Origin of the sequence: Neobacillus sp. (assembly GCF_031988165.1) — a bacterium.
In the GTDB taxonomy this organism is placed as follows: Bacteria; Bacillota; Bacilli; order Bacillales; family Cytobacillaceae; genus Neobacillus; species Neobacillus rhizosphaerae.
The window spans coordinates 41653-63795 of record NZ_DALZYO010000001.1; the positions used below are offsets into that span (position 1 = coordinate 41653).

A 22143-nucleotide genomic window follows, 5' to 3' on the forward strand; every position below is an offset into this window, starting at 1 on the left:
AAAATATGAAACGTTTGTTAGATTGTACTGCATCTGATTTTGAAAAAATGAATGGAAGGGATTTACGGCAATCGATCCTCGCATCGGAAGGAAGAACGATGGTTGCTGAGGTAATCGGCGCTGTTACCCCTTATTATCCTGCGGTAACTAACGCGAAAATGGCTGCTGCCTTTGGTGCCGACCTTATTTTATTAAACTTCTTTGACGTATTTAACCCGAGCATGGAGGGATTAGAAGTTGAGGTGCCTGACACCCTGGTTCAGACCTTGAAAAAGCTTGTCGGACGCCCCATTGGTCTTAATTTAGAGCCGGTTGATGTGGATGCTGAGACGGTAGAAGCCTTAAATAAGCTCCCAGAGGGTAGACTTGCAACGGAAAAATCACTGCAAAAAGCGAAGGAGCTCGGGTTTGATTTTGTCTGTTTAACAGGAAATCCGAAAACGGGTGTCAGTAATGCGGAAATAACCAAGGCAATTCAGAGGACACGGAGGATTTTCGGTCCAGAGGGCTTGATCATCGCAGGAAAAATGCATAGTGCTGGAGTGGCTGGCGAGGTTGGCAGTAGCCTTATGTCCACGGAGACACTGCATTCGTTTATCGAAGCAGGAGCGGATATCATCCTTATCCCTTCACCGGGAACAGTTCCAGGTTTCACCGTCGAAAAAACGGCAAAATTAGTAGACGTAGTTCATGAGAAGGGCGCGCTAGCCATTCTGACAACAGGTACGAGTCAAGAAGGAGCGGATGAAGCGACGATTAAGCAAATCGCCTTAAATAGTAAAATGGCAGGGGCAGATTTATTTCATATAGGTGATGCTGGTGCCGCAGGTATGACGATTCCAGAGAACATTACAGCCTATTCGATTGTCGTAAGAGGCAAGAGACATACATATGTAAGGATGGCAGCCTCGATTTTACGATAACCAATAGGGATTATCACATCATTCTTATAGCCTTTTACAAATAACTCTATTGTTAAAAGGGAAATATTATGGTAAATTTAATATACTGTGAAATGTACGTCTAACAGGAGGTGGCCTTCATGCATACATTTATCGTAATCTTATTAGTTATCGTAAGTATTGGACTTATTGGGGTTGTCTTACTTCAATCAGGTAAAAGCGCTGGATTATCCGGTGCCATTTCTGGTGGTGCTGAATCCCTATTCGGTAAGCAAAAAGCACGAGGAATTGACTTGATTCTACATCGTATTACGGTTGTATTATCAGTATTATTCTTCATTCTTGCCCTTGCCGTTACTTACTTTAAAATCTAATATTAGACAGTTAAACCCGGCCGCGAGCCGGGTTTTTGTTGTTGTGGATCTATTTTGACTTTGATATCTAGGGAGATTTTCAGCGTTGGGAGTGGTCTTAGTTGGTGGAATCCCGTCCCAAGTTAGCTGAATTACAACACATTCCAGCGATATCTATATTTCAATCTGTTTTGAAAAAAATTTTTCAGCACAACATTTCTCCGTCACAAGCCTTTTTTCTAGCATGTTCACCACTTCATTGCTTAAACTAAAATAAGCTAATAGTAATTAAGGGAGTTTTTTTACATGAAAGTCACTATACCGAAACCATTTACTTTTAAAGGAGGAAAAAGGGCAGTCCTCTTGCTTCACGGTTTTACTGGCAATTCGGCAGATGTCAGGATGCTTGGACGTTTCCTTGAAAAAAAAGGCTACACCTGCCATGCACCCCATTACAAAGGTCATGGAGTACCTCCTGAAGAACTTGTACATACTGGCCCTGAAGACTGGTGGCAGGACGTCATAAATGGATATGAATTTTTAAAAAATCAAGGCCATGAAGAAATCGCTGTTGCCGGACTCTCTCTTGGCGGCGTATTTTCCTTGAAATTGGGATACACTGTACCTATAAAAGCAATTGTACCAATGTGCGCACCCATGCATATAAAAAGTGAAATAGTTATGTATGAAGGAATTCTCGAATATGCTCGTGAATTTAAAAGACGAGAAGGAAAAACGGACGAGCAAATCGAAATGGAAATGAATGAGTTTAAAAAGACACCAATGAAAACATTAAAGGCACTTCAACAATTAATCGCCGATGTCCGAGAAAATGTCGATATGATTTATGCACCTACCTTTGTGGTTCAGGCTCGTCACGATAAAATGATTAACACGGAAAGTGCCAACATTATTTACGAGAACATAGAGTCGGTAATAAAGGAAATCAAATGGTATGAAGAATCCGGCCACGTTATTACGCTCGATAGGGAACGTGATCAACTGCACGAGGATATTTATGCTTTTTTAGAAAAGTTAGACTGGCACGATTAATAAAGTACCCTAAGGAGGGATCAGTTTGGAAGATAACATACAAAAGCACATTGATAAGCTTTTGCAATATATGAGGGACGAGGCATATAAGCCATTAACTGTCCAAGAGCTGGAAGAGGCATTTGGCATCCAGGACTCAAGTGATTTTAAAGAGTTTGTCAAAGCACTCGTCCAAATGGAAGAAAAGGGGTTGGTGGTTCGCACCCGCAGCAACCGTTACGGTCTGCCGCAAAAAATGAACTTAATTCGCGGAAGGTTGATTGGCCACGCGAAAGGCTTTGCGTTTGTGACGCCGGATGAACCGGGAATGGATGATATTTTTATACCGCCTAATGAAACAAACACGGCCATGCATGGAGATACCGTTTTAGCACGAGTTTCATCAGAAACCTCAGGGCAGCGCCGGGAAGGCAGCATTATTCGCATCATTGAACGAGGCGTCCAGCAAGTCGTTGGAACATATGTCGAAAGCAAAAGCTTTGGCTTTGTCATTCCTGATGATAAAAAATTTGCCAGTGATATTTTTATTCCCAAATCGGCATCTAAGGGAGCGGTCGAAGGACATAAGGTCGTTGTGAAGCTCGTCACGTATCCCGAGGGTAGAAAAAGTGCGGAAGGTGAAGTCATTACGATTCTTGGTCACAAAAACGACCCAGGAGTGGACATTCTATCCGTCATACATAAGCACGGCTTGCCGATGGCTTTTCATGATGATGTACTAGAGCAGGCAAATAACACGCCAGATACAATTGATGAAAGTGAATTGGCCAATCGTCGCGATTTACGGAACGAAACAATTGTTACCATTGATGGGGCTGATGCCAAAGATCTTGATGACGCTGTTACCGTTACCAAACTTGAAAATGGCAACTTCAAGCTTGGTGTTCATATCGCCGATGTTAGCTATTATGTAAAAGAAGGAACGCCAATCGACCTCGAGGGAGAGGAGCGGGCCACAAGTGTTTATTTAGTAGACCGAGTGATTCCGATGATTCCGCACCGATTGTCTAATGGGATTTGCTCATTAAATCCAAAGGTTGACCGTCTAACGCTGTCATGTCATATGGAAATTTCACCAGAGGGCACCGTTGTCTCTCATGAAATTTTTCAAAGTGTGATCAAAACAACGGAGCGGATGACTTATCATGACGTAAATCTGATTCTTATTGATAAAGATGAGGAAACTCTGTCGCGATACGAACCGCTTGTGCCGATGTTTGAAATGATGGAAGAGCTTGCAGCCATTCTCCGCAATAAACGGATGAAGCGTGGCGCCATCGACTTTGACTTTAAAGAATCAAAGGTATTGGTCGATGAGGAAGGCAAACCAACCGATGTTATTCTCAGAGAACGTTCCGTTGCTGAGCGCCTAATTGAAGAATTTATGTTAGCAGCAAACGAAACGGTGGCTGAGCATTTCCACTGGCTGGAAGTTCCGTTTATTTACCGTATTCACGAGGATCCAAAGGAAGATAAGCTCCGGAGATTTTTTGAGTTTATCACCAATTTTGGTTACATTGTGAAAGGGACGGCCAATGATGTACACCCTAGGGCCCTTCAAGAAATTATTGAAGAGGTTCAAGGTAAGCCGGAAGAAATGGTGATCTCGACCGTTATGCTGCGTTCGATGCAACAGGCAAAATATGACCCTGAAAGTCTCGGACACTTCGGATTATCGACCGAGTTCTATACCCATTTCACCTCACCGATTCGCCGATATCCTGATACCATCGTTCATCGATTGATTCGTACGTATTTAATCGAAGGAAAGCTCGATGAATCAACAAGGGAAAAATGGAATGCCCGCTTACCTGAGATTGCCCAGCATTCTTCGAAAATGGAGCGCCGTGCTGTGGATGCTGAGCGCGAAACCGACGAATTGAAGAAAGCGGAATACATGGAAGATAAGATTGGCGTCGAATATGACGGGATCATCAGCTCGGTGACCAACTTCGGAATGTTCGTTGAGTTGCCTAATACGATTGAAGGCCTTGTCCATGTCAGCTATATGACTGATGATTACTACCGCTTTGACGAGCGGCATCTCGCAATGATTGGCGAGCGGACCGGAAATGTGTTCCGAATAGGAGATGAAATTACCGTTCGGGTGGTAAAAGTTAATAAGGATGAGCGCTCGATTGATTTTGAAATTGTCGGTATGAAGGGTACACGCCGCGAGCGGTCTGAGACGCCGAAGGTTTTTAAAACAGGCAGTGATACGCATAAACCGCGCCGAAATAAGCAGCAAGGTGACCGCAAACAAGGACGAAATCAAAATGGCCAAACGCCGGAATCAGCTGGCGGTCAGGGGAACAAAAAGAAAAAGAAACGAAAATTTTACGATAATGTTCCTAAGTCAAAAAGTACAAAGCGAAAAAATAAATAATAAACGTAAGGGGCCTTTACACAAGGCCTCTTTTGATTGTATGGCTATCATATTTCTGCTAAAATAAAATCCATAGATGAGGTGGAAAAAATGCCAAAAGGTGAAGGAAAAGTAGTCGCACAAAACAAAAAGGCTTACCATGACTATTTTATTGAAGAAACGTACGAAGCGGGCATCGTTCTCCAGGGGACGGAAATCAAGTCGATTCGTGCTGGTAAAGTGAATCTTAAGGATTCCTACGCTCGGATTCAAAATGGAGAAGTTGTTTTATTTGGGATGCATGTCAGCCCATATGAGCAGGGAAACCGCTATAATCACGACCCATTAAGGACACGAACGCTGTTGCTTCATAAACGTGAAATTAATAAGCTGATTGGAGAAACGAAAGAGGCAGGCTATGCCCTTATCCCATTGAAGCTTTATTTAAAAAATGGTTTTTGTAAGGTGTTAGTTGGCTTGGCAAAAGGGAAGAAGAATTATGATAAGCGTGAAGCCTTAAAGCAAAAAGAAGCCAAACGTGAAATCGAACGAGTCTTCCGCGATCGTCAAAAGATGTAATATTTCTGTTGCTTGGGCAAAACGCGAAGCTTACAAATACTTACAATTGATAAATCTGCAAAATGTGTTATAATAAGTTTGTCGCTTTGATGAGCGGCAGAAATTTTTGCTCAAATAAATGTTGAGCATCCTAACGTCTGATGCAGAATCTTTAACTAGATTTCAGCTCATTTTATAATGGGGACGCTACGGATTCGACAGGGGTAGTTTGAGCTTAGGTTGCGAGTCGAGGGGATCGGCCTCGTTAAAACGTCAAAGCCATAACTGGCAAAACTAACAACAACCTCGCTTTCGCAGCTTAATACTGCATAGCGGTTCCTCCCTCCATTGCCCATGTGGTAGGGTAAGGGACTCACTCTAAGTGGGCTACGCCGGATTCCACCGCCTGAGGATGAAGGAAGAGAACAACCAGGCTAGCTGACCGGACGCCGGTCGATAGGCAGAAGACTCAGCGAAATGCCAATATATCGACTACACTCGTAGATGCTTAAGTGGCGATATCTTTGGACGTGGGTTCGACTCCCACCGTCTCCACCATACATAATGTTTGGTGGTTTTTTTATTTTCTGTGACGTAAAGCATAAATTTTCCGTTTGGAAAGTTTATGCTTTATTTTTTGTATGGAAAAGGGGCGGAGCGCCGCAAAAGCGAATTAGTTTATCCAATTGGAGTGAAATAAATACATTTTTCACTTCGAATTAGGTGAAGTTCTGCTCTGCTCACACCGCCTTTATTAAGTTAGCTTGGTTTTTAGAACGAATTGTATTTCCATGCTAGATGGTGGCGTGTAACGCCATTTACGTTTTCTGTGGAAAAGGGGCGGAGCGCCGCAAAAATGAATCACTTTAACCAGTTAAAGTGAAATACCCATTTCACTAGACGAAAGATGTGAAGTCTAGCTCTGCTCTCACCGCCTTTATTAGGTGACTACGACTAAAGCTGGAAATGCCAATGGAGACAAAATGTAATATATATTTTATTAACTTTTTGAAGCAATGTACCTAAGCAAAAATGTGCATAGAATTAAACAAAGCAACGTTATTATGGTGCATTGCTATGCTCCTGTTTCAAGTATATTTAAAAGTAATTTCTATATAATTCTTATCTAAGACTTCCGTTTAACTGAGGGGATATCTAAGTGGTTTGGTTCATGGCCAAGGAGACTATGATTAACATCAAGGGTTGCTCCATTATCCCAACATGTGAGTGGTACAGACTAAACATTTAATTAAAATTCAATACACCCGCTACCGCTTATGGTTGCTAAAATAAAAGTAAGCCCATTCAAAATAAAAGGAAGTCCAGTAAGATGATAGAGATACGAAATTTCTCCTTGGTTTTGCAATTACAATTTTTTTAACCGGAGTTATTTCGTTCGCAGCCTGATAGATAAAGAAGAAGGCTGCCAGTGAGGCACCTGACAGCATAATATTTAGGGACTTATCTAGTATAATATCAAGGCGGTATGCCTCTACGCCGTATTTCAAGATCCATCTTGATAAACACACAATATATATCAGTTCATTCGCACAGTATATTAACATTATCAGTTGAAAAATCTTGTATGTCTTCTTTTCAAATAACAACTCTTTTGTAGTATTTCTGTCATATCCCCTCATCACCATGAGATCCAAGGTAAAGAATAAATAAAGCGGCTTCCTAGCCGCCAGACTTACAGAATATATAAATAATAAGGCGGCTGAGTAAAAAACATTATTCCATAACAGCTGTAAGGCAGAACCAGACAGAAAATCCACCAATAGGCCTGCAGTTAAATTTAGGATGACAAATATTCCCGTATAATTAAGCCCTCCAGTATCTTTGAATCGGTATAAGCTATAAAGGATCCCAGGCAGTGTGGAGAGAATCATGGCGGGATAGTCCCTTACAACATTCCGACTTAACTCCCAAAATACCAAAGGGAAGATTAAAAACACAACAAAATCTACTAACAGCATTAAGGCTGGCCTCATATTTTTCACCGTACTTTCCTCAGTTATTCAATATATATGGACCAACCTCAATAAATAGAACAAGCTCCTGATGTCAAGGGACATCCTGTCCGCTCTGTGGTTAAGCTGGTCAAATGTTGCATACATCGGGGTTGAGCGGGGGTCATCTTCTTTAAATTCATTGAAATCTGTAATCGTGTATCTGGAAAGTAGGGATCGATTTATAGTTGGAAAGATAAATGGTATTAGGAGGTGAAAAAAAGAATAGGGTATGGAGGATCAATTAAACCTTGTAAAATAAAAATAAATCATTTACTATTAAATATAGAAATTACTACATATTGGATTTTAATGAGAATTTACAACTATATATAGTATCGGCCATATAATAAGATGCGATTTTCGCTTAATAGGGAATTCGGTTGAAGCCGAAGCTGCCCCCGCAACTGTAAATGCTGACGAAATAAATAAACCACTGTATAAGACGGCTTAGTGATAGGTGCTTATACGGGAAGGATTTAAAGTAGGATGAAGCATGAGTCAGGAGACCTGTCTTATTTTTATATGTTTCAACTTCTTCGGGGATTGAGAAGATGAAACGGCGGCTTCAAGAGGAATTCTAATATTTGTTATCTTCGATTATTCTTTTTGACCTTCGTTTCATCCGCTCAATGATTTGAGCGGATTTTTTTGTCTATGAAAGCTTTTTTACGAACGGGAGGAAACAAACATGAATTCACCAGCACAAACAAATCATTCATATGTATTACAGGTCATTCAAGAGGTAGGAGAGAAATATGGCTTAGATACTAGGGAAATCAACGATCGCGTAGCACATTTAAATGGAACAGAATTGGAAGCAAATGGGCAGGCGCTGATATATTCATTAAATAAGATTGCAATGGATCAGTCCAACTGGACATTTGTTGCTGCTCAGCTTTATTTGAATGAGTTATATGATTTTGCCGCTAAAAATAGGGGGTACGATCGGTCTCAAAAATACGGAGATTTCTACGCATTGATTAAAACATTAACTAAAACCGGAATCTATTCAACGGATTTAGTAAACTCGTATTCGAAACAAGAAATAGAAGAATTAGCTGCTGAAATAATTTCTGATCGGGATCATTTATTTACCTATATTGGATTATTCTTGTTTGCAGATCGATATCTTGCGAGAGATCATGGACGGAATGTATACGAGCTGCCACAAGAAAGATTTATGATTATTGCCATGCATTTAATGAAAGATGAAACGAGTACAAAACGATTAGAACTCGTAAAAGAATCCTATTGGGCATTGAGTCATTTGTACATGACAGTGGCAACACCGACATTGACGAATGCAGGGAAAAGCTTTGGTCAACTCTCATCTTGTTTTATTGATACAGTAGAGGATTCACTCGATGGAATTTACTTAAATAATTGGGATATTGCTAGATTAAGTAAAGATGGCGGTGGAATTGGGATTTATTATGGAAAAGTGCGTGCACTTGGTTCAGATATTAAGAAATTTAAAGGGAATTCTTCTGGCGTAGTGCCGTGGATACGATTAATTAATGATACAGCTGTTAGTGTGGATCAACTTGGACAGCGACAAGGTGCGATCGCAGTATATCTTGATATTTTTCATAAAGACATCATGAACGGCTTTCTCGATCTAAAAACAAATAATGGCGATGAGCGGCGGAAAGCACATGATATTTTTACCGGTGTCACCATACCAGATTTATTTATGGAAAAACTTCAGGAAGTGGATGAATCTGGGAGAAGCAGTGGCATGTGGCACACATTTTGTCCGCATGAAGTGAAACAAATAATGGGTTGGAAAGACGAGGAAGGGAATCCACTCGGACTTGAAGACTTTTATGATGAAGAAGATAAAAAATATTTCACAGAAAACTACCAAGAAGCTGTCAATCATCCACTGCTACCGCGCAAAACGTATCGTGCCATGGACATAATGTCTCGGTTGATGATTGCCCAATTAGAAACGGGTACTCCTTATATGTTTTATCGGGATGAAGTGAATCGGCTAAATCCAAACAAACATGTAAGGGGTGAAGGTCGTACATCGATTTTTTGCAGTAATTTATGTACCGAAATTGCTCAAAATATGTCCCCTACAACAATCGTGAATGAAAGTGAAGATGAAGATGGCAACTTAATTATTGTTCGAAAACCAGGTGACTTTGTGGTCTGTAATTTATCCTCTATTAATTTGGCAAAAGCAGTTCCAGCCAATGTACTTGAACGCTTAATACGAATTCAAGTGAGAATGTTGGATAATGTGATCGATTTAAATACGATACGTGTTGGACAAGCGGAGAAAACGAATAAAAAGTATCGAGCGGTAGGATTAGGTACATTTGGATGGCATCATCTTTTAGCGCTAGAAGGAATTCATTGGGAATCAGAAGAGGCCGTTCAATATGCCGACGAATTATATGAAGACATTGCCTACTATGCGATTCAATCTTCTATGGAATTAGCTGCAGAAAAAGGAGCTTACAGCCAATTTTTAGGTTCTGAATGGGAAACTGGTCAATATTTTGAAAGGAAAGACTATTCCTCTGATCGTTGGAAACATTTAAGAAAAGAGATAGCACAAAAAGGGCTTCGCAATGGGTGGTTGCTGGCAGTAGCCCCTAACTCTTCAACAGCAAAAATTGGCGGTTCAACTGATGGCATTGATCCAATCTATTCTGTTGAATACGCAGAAGAAAAGAAAAACTTCAAATTTAAAGTAACAGCTCCTGATTTGAATCATATTACGTACAATTATTATCGTCGATCTAGACATGAATTGGATCAAATATGGAGTATAAAACAAAATGCAGCAAGACAACGACATGTGGATCAAGCTATCAGCTTCAACTTATATGTGAAGCACGATATTAAAGCAAAAGACTTATTACATCTTCATATGGAAGCATGGAAAAATGGCTTGAAAACGACCTATTATGTACGAAGTACTTCTCAGGCTGAGATTGAGGAATGTGAAGCCTGTCATAGCTGATCTTTTTTTGGACCATTTATTCAGGAGGCTATGTTTACAATTGTTTCAATAAAAATAGTCCTTTGGTGTATATAAGGTATGAGATGATTCACTTCATGAACAAACACTAAAGTCAAAATAGTGTAACGGTGACAAACGAAACAACATGTAGGAGGGGATTTTTTATGAATCAAACTTTAACTAAAATGAAGCTGCTGAATCCAGAGTTTCCAAATAAATCAACAGGGATTATTAACGGAAAATCTTCTGGAATCTTAAATTGGAATGATATTGCCTATCCGCAAATGTATGATTTATATCAAACATTGTTGTCGAACTTTTGGAAAGCACAAGAGATTAATATGCAAGATGATATTAAGCAATGGGATTTTCTTAGTTCCGTAGAACAAGATGTTTTTTTGCGGGTCAATACCCAGCTAGCTTCATTAGATAGTTTGCAAACACCCATAATGAGTCAAGTAATGGATTATGTGACGGACTCAAGTTTTAAAGCAATATTTGCAGTTATTTCTCAGCAGGAAGCGGTTCATAACGAATCATATTCCTATATTTTAAGCTCGCTTGTTCCCTTACAAGAACAAAATGCCCGCTTTAATCAAGCAAAAGATGATCCAATTGTACAAAAACGGAACGCTCTCATTTTAGAAGCGTATGAAGCGTTTCATATGAATCCAACACCGCAAAATTTATTTAAACTCGCGGTTAATTCCATCAATTTAGAAGGTATTTATTTTTATTCGGGCTTTGCCTTCTTTTACAATCTAGCTCGTAGACAAAAAATGTTGAAAACAAGCACAATGATTAGTTATATCCAACGTGATGAAATGCAGCATGCGTACTTAATTTCCCAATTTATTCGCATTCTGTTAACGGAAAATCCTGAAATGAATTTAAAAGAGAATATTGATTATATATATGAAACCATAAGCAAGGCGGTAGAATTGGAAAAAGAATGGTCTTATTATATCTTAAAAGATATAGAAGGAATTGATTTACTTGAATTTGAAGGATATGTTGAATACCTTGCCAATAAACGGTTTCGCCAGCTTGGACTGAAAAATCTTTATTCGGATCGAGAGAATCCAATGCCATGGATTCATGTTTTTAGTGACGAAATGTTAAATGAAACAAAATCAGACTTTTTTGAGCAAAAGTCGCGGAACTATTCAAAGGTGACGCAATCCAACGGATTTGATGAATTGTAATGAAAATAGCCATGGTCTATTCGTCTAGAACTGGGAATACCGAAGAACTTATCAAATGTCTTTACGAACGGTTTCTACCTCATTTTGCAAACATCGTTTTATATGAAGTGGATGAATTTGCACTTTCCCAACTATCAGAATACGATGCAATCGTCATTGGCACCTATACTTGGGGAGACGGAGAAATTCCGCCAGATATGTTTTTCCTATATGAAGCGTTTGAAAAGCAAAATGTAAAACATATGATAACAGGAGTGGTTGGGTCAGGAGATCGTTTTTACCCTCATTTTTGTGGAGCAGTTGATGAATTTAGAGATATGTTATATGTCCAAACAAATCTTGCGGTAACGTTAAAAATAGAACTCTCTCCACAAGTAAGCGACATGGAGCGCTGTAATCAATTTGTCGATTTTTTTATTAAACGGGTAAAAAGAAATAGTTTGACATAGATTGCGTAAAATAAGAGCGTTTATTTTGCTAGTTTAAATTGTTACCTGCAAAATGGTTTAAAAAGATCCTTAATATGATAAATATCGATCAGAAATGGTAGTGAATAAAATGAACAAGCTATTTGAACAATTTCAAGAAATAGTTGACAGCAGTAACCAAGATTTAATCCAGGAAAACGCCAATGTTGATGGCATATCGCCGATGGGGATGATGAGCTTATTTGGCTCAACGAGCTCTAGAGCCTATACAGTCGAAAAATTATTATCAGAAGATGTCAAACAGGCTTATTTAGGCGGGTATATTCATATTCATGACATGGATTTTTACCCAACCGGAACCACTACTTGCACGCAGATTCCATTAGCAAAATTATTAAAAGATGGATTTGATACAGGACATGGACATATGAGAGAGCCAAAATCCATTACAAGTGCGATGGCACTCACAAGTATTATCTTCCAAGCGAACCAAAACATGCAGCATGGCGGTCAATCTATGCCTTGCTTTGACTATGATCTAGCTCCTTATGTTCAGAAATCATTTGAAAAGAAACAGAAATTAGTAAAAGAACTTTCAGTTAGCCTTTCTGAAGAAGAGATCGAAGCAAAAGCCTGGGATCTAACAGATTATGAAGTCCTTCAAGCATGTGAAGCTTTTATTCATAACTGTAACAGTATGCATAGTCGCGGAGGCGGCCAAACTCCTTTTGTGTCTATAAATTTAGGAACAGCCACATCAAAAGAAGGAAGAATGGTCACTAGAAATCTCCTTCTGGCTACTCAAAAAGGATTAGGAAATGGCGAAACACCTATCTTTCCGGTCACTGTTTTTAAAATTAAAGAGGGCGTAAACTTTAATGAAGTCGATCCAAACTATGATTTGTATCTACTTTCATTAGAAACAACAGCCAAACGGTTATTCCCGAACTATGTGTTTATTGATGCACCTTTTAATCTACCATACTATGATGGTACACCTGAAAGTGAAATTGCCACGATGGGCTGTAGAACACGAGTAATTGGAAATGTAAATGGGAGAGAAACACCAGTAGGAAGAGGAAACCTTTCTTTTACAACTCTTAACTTACCGCTTATTGGGATTGAATCTACATCATTGGATGATTTTAAAGAGAAGCTAGAAGCATATACAAATATCTGCATTAAACAATTATACGAACGCTATCTCTATCAATCTGAAAAAACACCAGCCAACTTTAAGTTTTTGTATGGGCAAGGCATATGGTGGAATGGAGAAGCACTAGAACCTCATGAAAAATTAACCGAAATCCTTAAACAAGGGACTCTTTCGGTTGGATTCGTTGGATTGGCAGAAGCTTTAGTTCAATTAACAGGAAAACATCATGGTGAGAGCGATGAATCTTTCAAACTAGGATATGAAATCATTCGATTTTTACGTAAGAAAATGGATCAAGCTACAATAGATTCTGGATTAAATTACTCTTTACTGGCTACCCCTGCTGAATCTAATGCAGGAAAAGCATTAAGAACAACTAAAGCGAAACATGGAGTAATTAAGGGTGTTACAGATAGAGATTACTTCACAAACAGCTTCCATGTACCTGTTTACTATCCTATCAGTGCCATTAATAAAATCAAAATTGAGGCTCCTTTCCACGCCCTAAATAATGCAGGACACATTACGTATGTTGAAGTAGATGGAGATCCAAGCCGTAATATTGATGCATTAGATACATTAGTTCGGGCTATGCAAAAATATGGGATTGGATACGGGAGTATTAATCATCCAGTGGATAGATGTATGGCCTGCGGCAATCAAGGGATTATCGATAATGAATGTCCGAAATGTGGAAACCATGATGAATTCAACATTGAGCGTATCAGAAGAATTACAGGCTATTTAGTTGGCTCATTAAATAGATGGAATTCAAGTAAACGTAGCGAAGAACGGGATCGGGTTAAGCACCAACTATCGGGTGTCGAGTATCTCAAAAAGACCAAATTCCTTAGTGAGAAAACAAAATGAGAGTCTTAAACATCCTTCATGACTCTATTGTTGATGGGAAAGGGTTAAGAACAGTAATCTTTTTTGCAGGTTGTCCTCACCATTGCCATGGCTGTCACAATCCACAATCATGGAACTGTGAGAATGGAATGGAATGGACCGAAACGGAAATTTTTCAAGAAGTCATGCAAAATGAACTATCAAATGTAACGTTCAGTGGTGGTGAATCTTTTCTTCAAGCAAAGGAAATTGCTCCACTCGCTCAAAAATTAAAACAAGAAGGAAAGAACATTTGGTGTTATACTGGCTATCTTTACGAGGAATTAATGCAAAATCCTGATCATGCTGCCCTGCTTAAACAAATTGACGTATTAGTGGATGGAAGGTTTGACTTAACAAAGCGAGACTTATCCCTATGCTTTAAAGGAAGTTCAAATCAAAGGATCATTAATGTAACAAAAAGTCTTGGACGGGGAGAGATTATAGAGGAACTCAGTTAGCTCTTTATGATATATTTGAAACCCGATTGCTTGAAAAGAAAGCGATCTGCATAAGAGGAAGGAATGCTGTGGAAGATTTCTATGACACAGAGAAATAAAAACGGGCAAGTTTTTTCAATATGATTGGATTAATGATCTTTCACAATTTGGTGTTTTTCTTTAACAAGAACGTTCTTTTTGGAAACACAATGTTATTTATCGGTCTTCAACAATCGGGCGCTATAATGGAATAAAGATCATAGAAATGATTAAATTTTTTAATAATAGAATGACTCAATTGAATATACTTAGAGCGTGTTTTGATCAATCTCTTTTTCAAAACAGGCTCTTTCTTTTTGTTCGTTTATCAAGGTTATAAGTATCAATTTAATCAAACATTATTCTAAAGCAACATTTATTGGATTTCATTGTAAAGGAATTGTAAATGTTTGTAATAAACCGCAATGGGTAGTTTATAATACCTTAGTATTAAACATCAGGTTTTAAGTGAGTGAATAAGGGAATTACTCACTTTTTAGTGAAATAAATAAGGGCAAATTACTAGATAAACGAATTTATTGGTTTTTAAATAAGTAATAATTCCTAATATTAAAAATCCACCTTACATTAACCCGACTTTAAAGAGGGTTTAATAATAACCAAATATAATTCATTATGTACAATATTATTGGGAGGGGAAAATCATGAAGAGAATTAAAAAGAATGTATTAACAATCGTAGCAATTTCTTCTATTGCATTAGGGATGGCCGTTGGGACCAACATACCTATCGAACCCGTTGAAGCTAATAGAAATGTAAATAATGGAAAAGTTAAAAATGTTATTTTTATGATTCCTGATGGTTATTCAGCCTCATACGCCACAAATTATCGTTGGTTTAAAGGTCAAGAGACTCTTATGGATTCTATGCTTGTTGGTATGCACCGATCCTATTCAGCTAACTCTCCAGTGACAGATTCAGCAGCGGCAGGAACAGCCTTTGCGACTGGTATAAAAACAAACAACGGAATGATCAGCACCTCCCCTAAAGGGAAAGAGTTAAAAACAATCCTTGAAAGGGCTGAGGAAGAAGGGAAATCGTCTGGTCTAGTAGCGACCTCAACGATTACCCATGCTACTCCAGCTGTTTTCGCATCACATGTTGCTTCTCGTGCTAATGAGGCTGATATTGCGCCACAGCTTCTCAAAAATGATGTAGACGTCATTCTTGGTGGAGGCAAGAAATATTTCCCTGAATCCCTTTTAAATCAAGCAAAAGAAAAGGGTTATGATTATATTTCTAGCAAAGATGACTTAGGAAAAGCAGATAAGTCTAAAAAGCTAATCGGCTTATTTTCTGAAGAAGGAATGGCACCAGAATTGGACCGTAATACAACAAATCAGCCAAGCCTAAAAGAAATGACGAAATCTGCATTGGATGTTCTTAAAAAAGATAAAGACGGTTTCTTCCTAATGGTTGAAGGTAGCCAAATAGATTGGGCCGGTCACGCTCACGACGCCGCTTGGGCAATGAAAGATGCTGAAGCATTTGAGCAAGCATTAGCTGAAGTGATTGATTTCGCCAAGAAGGATAAAAATACACTCGTTGTAGTTGCTGGAGACCACGATACAGGCGGTATGTCTGTTGGAGGATATGGTCAATACGATGCGAAGGTAGAGGTACTGCGAAACGTGACTGCAACTGGTGATTTTATGGCAAGTAAATTGGATGTAACTCGCAGTAACATTAAAGATGTAGTTAAACAATATTCAACAATTGATTTAACGGAATCAGAGGTTCAAAAAATTAAATCCGCTCAAAAACCAAGTATGGCCATTAATGAGGTCATTTCTGAACGTGCGCTTGTAGGGTGGACAAGCACTCAACATACTGGAGTAGATATCCCACTTTACGCATTTGGACCAGGTTCCGACCTATTCAGAGGCTTACACGAAAATACGGATATTCCAGGATTAATGGCAAAAGCTATGAAGATTAATTTTACACCAACAAAATAAATCCGCTTCATTTAGAAGGGAGAGAAAAGATAATAGGTTCGACTAAAAAGTAGTAAAATAATTGTTTAACAAAACCGTCAGGCCAAAGTGGAGTGTACAGAAAAAGCTACGCTTCTTGAAAAAATTAAATAGCTAATGAAAAATCCCCTCCATAGTAGACTGATTAGTATGCTTTCTTTTATCTGTCTACTATAAGGGGATAATATCACTCATGGAAACACTGTTTAAATCATTTGCTTCCTTAGAATCCTCGTCTTCTTCTTTCAATTTCAATACGTCTTCTTCTCTCTATTTCGATTTCTATTTCAATGGGGAGAAACCGTCTTCTTCTGCCTCAGTATTAATAGGCGAAAATACCATAGCAAAGGATATATAAAATGCTGCTAACTTAAAGAACTGTTTCTTCAAAAGAATCTTCTCCTTTTTTGAAATTTTAAATTTTCCTATATTATTTGATTTATTATCAGTTTTTACTCTTTTGGTAGCATGGAAGAAATGAAATTTACATGAATAATCTGTTGTTTTATGATGGTAGAAAGTTTTAGTTAGGGCCAATTTTTGCATCAATCTTTTAAATTTAGGCATCCCACTACTGCTGGATTATGTGTCTTTTTTTGTACTATATTTTTATTTTCTTGTTGATAGTGATAATCATTCTCTTTTTCTTTAGAGTATTGAAAGTAGGTCTAATGAGTTGGAAATGATAGCTCGATAAAAGACGAAAATGATTACTGAGTAAAATAGACAAATGATAACCATGCAAATTATGCTACTTCTTCACTAATTTGTCCCAAGGTCAGTCCGAGTTTCAGTCGTTGTCTCCTCATAAATTCTTGTATTCTGTGGATACTTATCAATGTTGAATGAAATAGTAAAGAGTAATAACTCAAGTGGTGGATAAAATGAACTCGGAATCTTTCTTTTTAAGGGGTTGAAAAGGTGATGTGGAGAGGTGAAAAAAATAAATTTAAGAAAAAAGATAAAATTCTTATTCTATCTAGTACTTTTGGAGAGGGACATCAACAAGTTGCCATCGCGATCCGCGAGGCGGTGCAATCGCGCCTGCCAGATGCAGAACCAGTTGTTGTGGATTTTATGGCAGTAGCTCATTCTTATCTTTATCCCATTAGCCGCTATGTGTATATGAAAGGAGTTAAAAAGCTCCCTAGCCTATATGGCTATTTTTATCAAAAAACACGGAGGGTTAATCCTTTTTCAATCAAGTTAAACTCATTTCTTTCCACTGGTATGGGGAGAATGCTGAAATTGTTACAGGAAGTCCAGCCATCTGTTGTTGTCAGTACGTTTCCGTTTGCGGCAGGTGTCATGTCCAAGTTAAAAGAGTGTAGGTTAACAAATATTCCCTCAGTGACCATTATCACCGATTATACCGATCATAGTTATTGGATTCACCGCTATACGGACCAATATATCGTTGGTTCAAGCCTCGTTCGTCATGCTTTAAACCGCCAGGGAATTGCAGATTCTAAAATTGCTGATACAGGAATTCCAATCAAATCAAAATTTTACGAGCATTATTCTCGTAAAGATCTTTCTATAAAATATGGACTGGATTTTGACTTGCCTACGATCATGGTGATGGGCGGGGGACACGGCATGATTCGCGATGGTTTATTGACCTTTCGCGAGCTGGATGCATTACCTCAACCCATACAACTTATCATTGTATGTGGTCATAATGAAAAATTACGACATCAGTTAAAAGAAGAATTAAAGGACTCAAAACATTGCATACATTTGACAGGATATATTGACTATGTTCATGAGCTCATGGCCATTTCAGATTTCATTATTACCAAACCTGGAGGAATAACGATTTCGGAAGCAATGGCGATGAAATTACCCATGTTGCTTTATAGTCCACTTCCGGGGCAAGAACAAGATAATGCTCAATTTTTAGTACAAGCGGGTGTGGCCATGCAAGCTGAAAATCTTGCTGACTTAAGGAAAAAGCTTTTCCAGCTATTATATACTCCAAAGTTCCTAGTAGGTATGAAAGAGAACGTTAAACGATTTCATATGAAAGGAACGAATTTTGATGCTCTTGATGTGATTGTTCGAACGAAACAACAAAGCCTATCCTTGATTTTTACACCAGATATGGGAAAAAGGTGAGCCAAGACTTGAAAGTACAGATTCTTTTGGCTAGATAGGGTGGGGAATCGCCAAGTATTACATGTTACAAAATGTTAATGATGAAGAGATGGATAGATTGGTTCAATTATCCCATGATCGTTTGAGTAAGTCCTCGTAATTTGTTGTTATTGTTCTAGATTTTTTGGCTCCTACAAGGTGATAAAGTGAAACGGGGAAGGAGAATGTAACATGGAGGAAGCCATGTTTTTGACTTTGATCATTCTGTTCATTGTGTTCATTGTTTATGGAGTGATTCCATGGATATGTACTGCTGTCTTAGGCTTCGGTGTATTCCGCAAAGGCCCATCATGTCATGAGGTAGCCTTTACATTTTCAAAAGTAACCTGGAAAAAGAAAGTAATGGTTTCGTTATGGCTCAAATGGGAAAAAGTGTTTAATTGGTTAGTTCATATCCATCCCATTGATGAAAATCATCCATTCTTAAACGTAAGAATACGTACTTATTGGGGTAAAACAGTTCAATTGTCAGACGGAGAGAAAATTAAAAGGGGAGACCATGTACTGGAACTACATTTTAATAATGAAGTGCTTTATAACATGGGAATCCAATCACGTTCTACTATTCAATTAGCCATTCAAATGATTCGAACAACGGAGCAATTATTACCGAAGACTCTGCCTATCATCTTAAACCATCCAAATTATGAAAAGATTAAGGCACTATACGGGGTTTCTATGATCCATCGTGGAACAAAACAATTCGGGTTTACCGTTTGTAACTTGCCAAGAGGACCATTCTCCTTCTTTACCAGAATATATTTGCGCTTATTATTGTCTGTCGTTCATCCTCAAGGAAAAGATAGGTTACAAAACAAAGTGGAACATCTTGTGCCCAAGATGATGGTCATGTCGACAAAGGAACTTATGCGGAGATATCCCTCCTGAAAATCATTAGATTGTTTATCCCGCATACGCCGGGAGTAAGAGGGAGATGAATCGCCTCCACTGATTGAGTTTCACTTCATTGCGAGTAAACGATTTTCGATTTTGAGGTGAGGAGATTTTGGATATTAAGGTTATGACTTATAACATTCACCATGGTAAAGGGATCGATAAACAAACGGATCTTCATCGAATTGCAGATATAATTGAAAAAAGTGAGTCAGATATCATTGGTCTAAACGAAGTGGATAGAAATTTTTCTAGGCGAAGTGACTATGAAGATCAGATTAGTTGGCTTGCGAAGCAATTAAACATGTATCATGGTTTTAGTCCGTCCATCTCTTTATCGTCCAAAAACCAGGCGAACGTTCGGGAATATGGAAATGCTCTTCTGTCTCGATTTCCGATTATAACAAAAAAGAGTCATTCATTTCATTTAAAACCAGGCCTAGCCGAACCAAGGTCCCTACTAGAAGCGTCCATTCAAATAAATGGAAAGTTAGTTCGATTTTTTGTGACTCATTTAAGTTTAAATTCCTTTCTTCATCGAAAGCAATCGAACTTTATCATCCATCAGCTTGAAAAGTGTTCACATCCTATGATTGTTATGGGTGATTGGAATATGAGGCCGGGATCAAATAGATGGTGCAATATAACGAAAAAGTTTCAAGACGTTTGGAATCTTGCAGGTAGCGGGACTGGATTTACTTATCCATCAAACAAGCCAAGAATAAGATTGGACTATCTTTTTGTGAGCCAAGAGGTTCGAGTTGTTGAGGTAGAACTTGTGAAAATTTTATCAAAAGCCTCCGACCATTTGCCGTTAAAAGCGACACTTTCTCTTTATTAGCCAATAGGTTTGACTTTTAACAAGATTCATTTCTCCTGTGAACGTATCATGTATCCTAGACTAGCTTCCTTTTATAAGATGTAATAAATACCATCTTCTGTAAAGCATGAAAATCTACAGCATAGGGACTCCTAATAATACAAACATGAATATTAACAACATTAGATATTAGTTTGTTGGCCTATGTAGTTGCTCATTTTTTTCATGTTGTACATTTATTGACAGGCAGGAGTATGGATATATGTATAGTTCATATCGTAATTTTGAAATCATTTACCCATATTTAATCCTCATTTTACTGGCAATTGATTTTTATAACATTTTTTATCATTTAGGGAATTTTCCTATATCTAGTTGGGATGAGGCAAGGCACGGAGTTAGTGCCTATGAAATGTTAAAACAGAAAAACTTAGTTGTAAGTACCTACCGTTACAAAATCGATTATTGGAATTTAAAACCCCCGTTTAGTTTTTGGGCTGTGATGGCTGGATATAAACTAGCAGGATTTAATGCGCTTGGACTGAGACTTCTATCAGGGATTAGTTCTATGCTCACAATCATCATGGTTGCTGCTTTCGTAAATAAAAGCTACGGAAAGCTTGCCGCAATCCTGTCTACACTGGCATTGTCTACTAGTACCCAATTTATTATCAATCACAGTGCAAGAACGGGAGATGCAGATGCCCTGTTTGTCTTTTTATTTACGGGGAGTATTCTGTCCTTGTTACTTTCTGAACAAAATGATAAGTGGCTTTATTGTTCGGGAATTGCGTTTGCTCTAGCTTTCCTTACAAAAAGCTGGCATGCGGGCAATATTGCCATCATCATCGGATTATATGTAATGATTAGCGGAAAAATAAAAAGACTAACGAAATTTAACTGGATATTATTAATCTCGTGTATGGTTATCCCCATTCTTATATGGGCGGTTACCAGATACCAATATGACGGTTTTGAATTCTTTAGGAAAATGATTGAATATGACTTGCTTCAAAGATCTTCTACCTCTATTGAAGGGCATATTGGGGGTAAACTATACTATGTACTCGTATTGATTCGGTTTTTCGGTTTTTGGCTCGCTATCTTATTAGGACTGGCCTTCCTGTACACTTTTAAGGGCTTATCGTCAAAAGTAATAAAATCCGAGAATAAGTTCTACAAATTGGGGATATGTTTGTGGATTATTATTCCTTTTCTATTATTTACTTTTGCTAAAACAAAAATAAGATGGTATATCCTCCCCGTTTACACGCCCTTGTCAATCATTATTGGTGTGCTTGCAAGTAATTTACTGATGATGCACGGAAGATTACTCAAAAAAATAGTGCTTATACTCTCTATTTTGTTTGTTTCTTTCTTCTACTATGGTCAAATTCATACTTACTTACATAGACCGATTCCGAATTTACCTCTGAGCTTGCTTCAAAAAGTTCATGGACTAGAGGAAGTGAAAGGTTCTAGCATATTTTTGTATCGGCCAACCAACCCGCTGCCATGGCAGCAAAATGAAGTTTTGACAGCGGAGTTATATGGAGATTTGCTAGTAGAAAACGGAGGCTTAAATGATTTTTTAAAAAAGGAGCGGGCGCTGCTTTTATTACAAAAAGGACTAGAATCTAAACAACTGATTGAATCAAATCAGTTAGAGATCTTAACCTCTAATAAGTGGGGGTACATAGTTCGTAAAAGGGAAAAAGATGGGATAACCTTTGAGAAGAAGGACAAAATAAGAATAGAGGACCGTACGTTCGATAGTGTTACACAATCTTTTTTGAAGAATAGATAACCTTAAAGTGAGTTTTTTTATAGAAAATCCACTTTGAAACTTTTGATTTTAATCCGAGGCCTAAAGCGAATAGTAGAATTTCTGGGCTG

17 protein-coding genes, 1 other RNA gene and 1 riboswitch are annotated in these 22143 nt (G+C 38.2%); of the genes, 16 read left to right on the forward strand and 2 right to left on the reverse strand.

Features of this window, described 5'->3' with window-relative positions; translation table 11 throughout:
* Positions 1–5: 5 nt before the first annotated feature.
* From RTR43_RS00215 to ssrA, 6 genes are all read left to right on the forward strand, one after another.
* On the forward strand, positions 6–923 hold the full coding sequence (locus RTR43_RS00215; RefSeq protein WP_312468823.1) for a DUF7916 family protein: 918 nt from the start codon (positions 6–8) through the stop codon (positions 921–923).
* Positions 924–1042: 119 nt separating this feature from the next.
* A complete protein-coding gene (gene secG, locus RTR43_RS00220) occupies positions 1043–1276 on the forward strand; it encodes a preprotein translocase subunit SecG (protein ID WP_312468824.1) in 234 nt (77 codons plus the stop codon).
* A gap of 285 nt (positions 1277–1561) precedes the next feature.
* Entirely contained in the window at positions 1562–2308 is a 747-nt protein-coding gene (locus RTR43_RS00225) for an alpha/beta hydrolase (protein WP_312468825.1), read from the forward strand.
* Positions 2309–2333: 25 nt separating this feature from the next.
* The gene (gene rnr, locus RTR43_RS00230; RefSeq protein ID WP_312468826.1) at positions 2334–4694 is read left to right on the forward strand and encodes a ribonuclease R; all 2361 of its coding nucleotides are present in this window, start codon (positions 2334–2336) and stop codon (positions 4692–4694) included.
* 90 nt (positions 4695–4784) lie between these two features.
* The gene (gene smpB / locus RTR43_RS00235; RefSeq protein ID WP_248736657.1) at positions 4785–5252 is read left to right on the forward strand and encodes an SsrA-binding protein SmpB; all 468 of its coding nucleotides are present in this window, start codon (positions 4785–4787) and stop codon (positions 5250–5252) included.
* A 179-nt stretch (positions 5253–5431) separates the two neighbouring features.
* Positions 5432–5789: a transfer-messenger RNA gene (ssrA, locus tag RTR43_RS00240) on the forward strand.
* Between the two features lie 710 nt (positions 5790–6499).
* Here ssrA and RTR43_RS00245 read toward each other — a convergent pair.
* Positions 6500–7210, reverse strand: coding sequence for a VC0807 family protein (locus RTR43_RS00245; protein WP_312468828.1), 711 nt, complete (start codon positions 7208–7210; stop codon positions 6500–6502).
* Positions 7211–7578: 368 nt separating this feature from the next.
* A riboswitch (cobalamin riboswitch) is annotated at positions 7579–7775 on the forward strand.
* A 159-nt stretch (positions 7776–7934) separates the two neighbouring features.
* Between RTR43_RS00245 and RTR43_RS00250 the strand changes: the two genes are divergently transcribed.
* The 6 genes from RTR43_RS00250 (at position 7935) to RTR43_RS00275 (ending at position 16358) form a co-directional block, all read left to right on the forward strand.
* The gene (locus tag RTR43_RS00250; protein ID WP_312468829.1) at positions 7935–10223 is read left to right on the forward strand and encodes a ribonucleoside-diphosphate reductase subunit alpha; all 2289 of its coding nucleotides are present in this window, start codon (positions 7935–7937) and stop codon (positions 10221–10223) included.
* 164 nt (positions 10224–10387) lie between these two features.
* Positions 10388–11428 carry a ribonucleotide-diphosphate reductase subunit beta gene (locus tag RTR43_RS00255; RefSeq protein ID WP_312468830.1) on the forward strand — a complete coding sequence of 347 codons (1041 nt, stop codon included), beginning with the start codon at positions 10388–10390 and terminating at the stop codon, positions 11426–11428.
* A complete protein-coding gene (locus RTR43_RS00260) occupies positions 11428–11877 on the forward strand; it encodes a flavodoxin domain-containing protein (protein ID WP_312468831.1) in 450 nt (149 codons plus the stop codon). The genes RTR43_RS00255 and RTR43_RS00260 overlap by 1 nt, the downstream gene beginning before the upstream one ends.
* Positions 11878–11986: 109 nt before the next feature.
* Complete coding sequence (locus RTR43_RS00265) at positions 11987–13882, forward strand: anaerobic ribonucleoside triphosphate reductase (RefSeq protein WP_312468833.1); 1896 nt, start codon at positions 11987–11989, stop codon at positions 13880–13882.
* Entirely contained in the window at positions 13879–14361 is a 483-nt protein-coding gene (gene nrdG, locus RTR43_RS00270; RefSeq protein WP_312468834.1) for an anaerobic ribonucleoside-triphosphate reductase activating protein, read from the forward strand. Before RTR43_RS00265 ends, nrdG begins: the two co-directional genes overlap by 4 nt.
* Positions 14362–15044: 683 nt before the next feature.
* Positions 15045–16358: an alkaline phosphatase gene (locus tag RTR43_RS00275; RefSeq protein WP_312468836.1), complete on the forward strand. Its 1314-nt coding sequence runs from the start codon at positions 15045–15047 to the stop codon at positions 16356–16358.
* 300 nt (positions 16359–16658) lie between these two features.
* Here the strand turns inward: RTR43_RS00275 and RTR43_RS00280 are convergent, their stop codons facing one another.
* Positions 16659–16943, reverse strand: coding sequence for a hypothetical protein (locus RTR43_RS00280; protein ID WP_312468837.1), 285 nt, complete (start codon positions 16941–16943; stop codon positions 16659–16661).
* A gap of 357 nt (positions 16944–17300) precedes the next feature.
* Here RTR43_RS00280 and RTR43_RS00285 point away from each other — a divergent pair, with 357 nt between their 5' ends.
* The 4 genes from RTR43_RS00285 to RTR43_RS00300 all read left to right on the forward strand — a co-directional run bounded on the left by RTR43_RS00285 (position 17301) and on the right by RTR43_RS00300 (position 22054).
* Positions 17301–18494 carry an MGDG synthase family glycosyltransferase gene (locus RTR43_RS00285; RefSeq protein ID WP_312468838.1) on the forward strand — a complete coding sequence of 398 codons (1194 nt, stop codon included), beginning with the start codon at positions 17301–17303 and terminating at the stop codon, positions 18492–18494.
* A gap of 210 nt (positions 18495–18704) precedes the next feature.
* Entirely contained in the window at positions 18705–19421 is a 717-nt protein-coding gene (locus tag RTR43_RS00290; RefSeq protein ID WP_312468839.1) for a YkoP family protein, read from the forward strand.
* A gap of 118 nt (positions 19422–19539) precedes the next feature.
* Positions 19540–20268, forward strand: a complete 729-nt coding sequence (locus tag RTR43_RS00295) for an endonuclease/exonuclease/phosphatase family protein (protein WP_312468840.1) — start codon at positions 19540–19542, stop codon at positions 20266–20268.
* 241 nt (positions 20269–20509) lie between these two features.
* Complete coding sequence (locus RTR43_RS00300) at positions 20510–22054, forward strand: ArnT family glycosyltransferase (RefSeq protein WP_312468841.1); 1545 nt, start codon at positions 20510–20512, stop codon at positions 22052–22054.
* The last annotated feature ends 89 nt before the right edge of the window (positions 22055–22143 follow it).

Excerpts from the sequence above, each read along its gene's own strand:
- RTR43_RS00225 (WP_312468825.1), top strand. The coding sequence starts at position 1,562 with ATGAAAGTCACTATACCGAAACCATTTACTTTTAAAGGAGGAAAAAGG.
- nrdG (WP_312468834.1), top strand. The coding sequence starts at position 13,879 with ATGAGAGTCTTAAACATCCTTCATGACTCTATTGTTGATGGGAAAGGG.
- RTR43_RS00290 (WP_312468839.1), top strand. The coding sequence starts at position 18,705 with ATGGAGGAAGCCATGTTTTTGACTTTGATCATTCTGTTCATTGTGTTC.
- RTR43_RS00265 (WP_312468833.1), top strand. The coding sequence starts at position 11,987 with ATGAACAAGCTATTTGAACAATTTCAAGAAATAGTTGACAGCAGTAAC.
- RTR43_RS00275 (WP_312468836.1), top strand. The coding sequence starts at position 15,045 with ATGAAGAGAATTAAAAAGAATGTATTAACAATCGTAGCAATTTCTTCT.
- RTR43_RS00250 (WP_312468829.1), top strand. The coding sequence starts at position 7,935 with ATGAATTCACCAGCACAAACAAATCATTCATATGTATTACAGGTCATT.
- RTR43_RS00280 (WP_312468837.1), bottom strand. The coding sequence starts at position 16,943 with ATGCCTAAATTTAAAAGATTGATGCAAAAATTGGCCCTAACTAAAACT.
- smpB (WP_248736657.1), top strand. The coding sequence starts at position 4,785 with ATGCCAAAAGGTGAAGGAAAAGTAGTCGCACAAAACAAAAAGGCTTAC.
- RTR43_RS00300 (WP_312468841.1), top strand. The coding sequence starts at position 20,510 with ATGTATAGTTCATATCGTAATTTTGAAATCATTTACCCATATTTAATC.
- RTR43_RS00285 (WP_312468838.1), top strand. The coding sequence starts at position 17,301 with ATGTGGAGAGGTGAAAAAAATAAATTTAAGAAAAAAGATAAAATTCTT.
- RTR43_RS00255 (WP_312468830.1), top strand. The coding sequence starts at position 10,388 with ATGAATCAAACTTTAACTAAAATGAAGCTGCTGAATCCAGAGTTTCCA.
- secG (WP_312468824.1), top strand. The coding sequence starts at position 1,043 with ATGCATACATTTATCGTAATCTTATTAGTTATCGTAAGTATTGGACTT.
- RTR43_RS00215 (WP_312468823.1), top strand. The coding sequence starts at position 6 with ATGAAACGTTTGTTAGATTGTACTGCATCTGATTTTGAAAAAATGAAT.
- RTR43_RS00260 (WP_312468831.1), top strand. The coding sequence starts at position 11,428 with ATGAAAATAGCCATGGTCTATTCGTCTAGAACTGGGAATACCGAAGAA.
- RTR43_RS00245 (WP_312468828.1), bottom strand. The coding sequence starts at position 7,210 with ATGCTGTTAGTAGATTTTGTTGTGTTTTTAATCTTCCCTTTGGTATTT.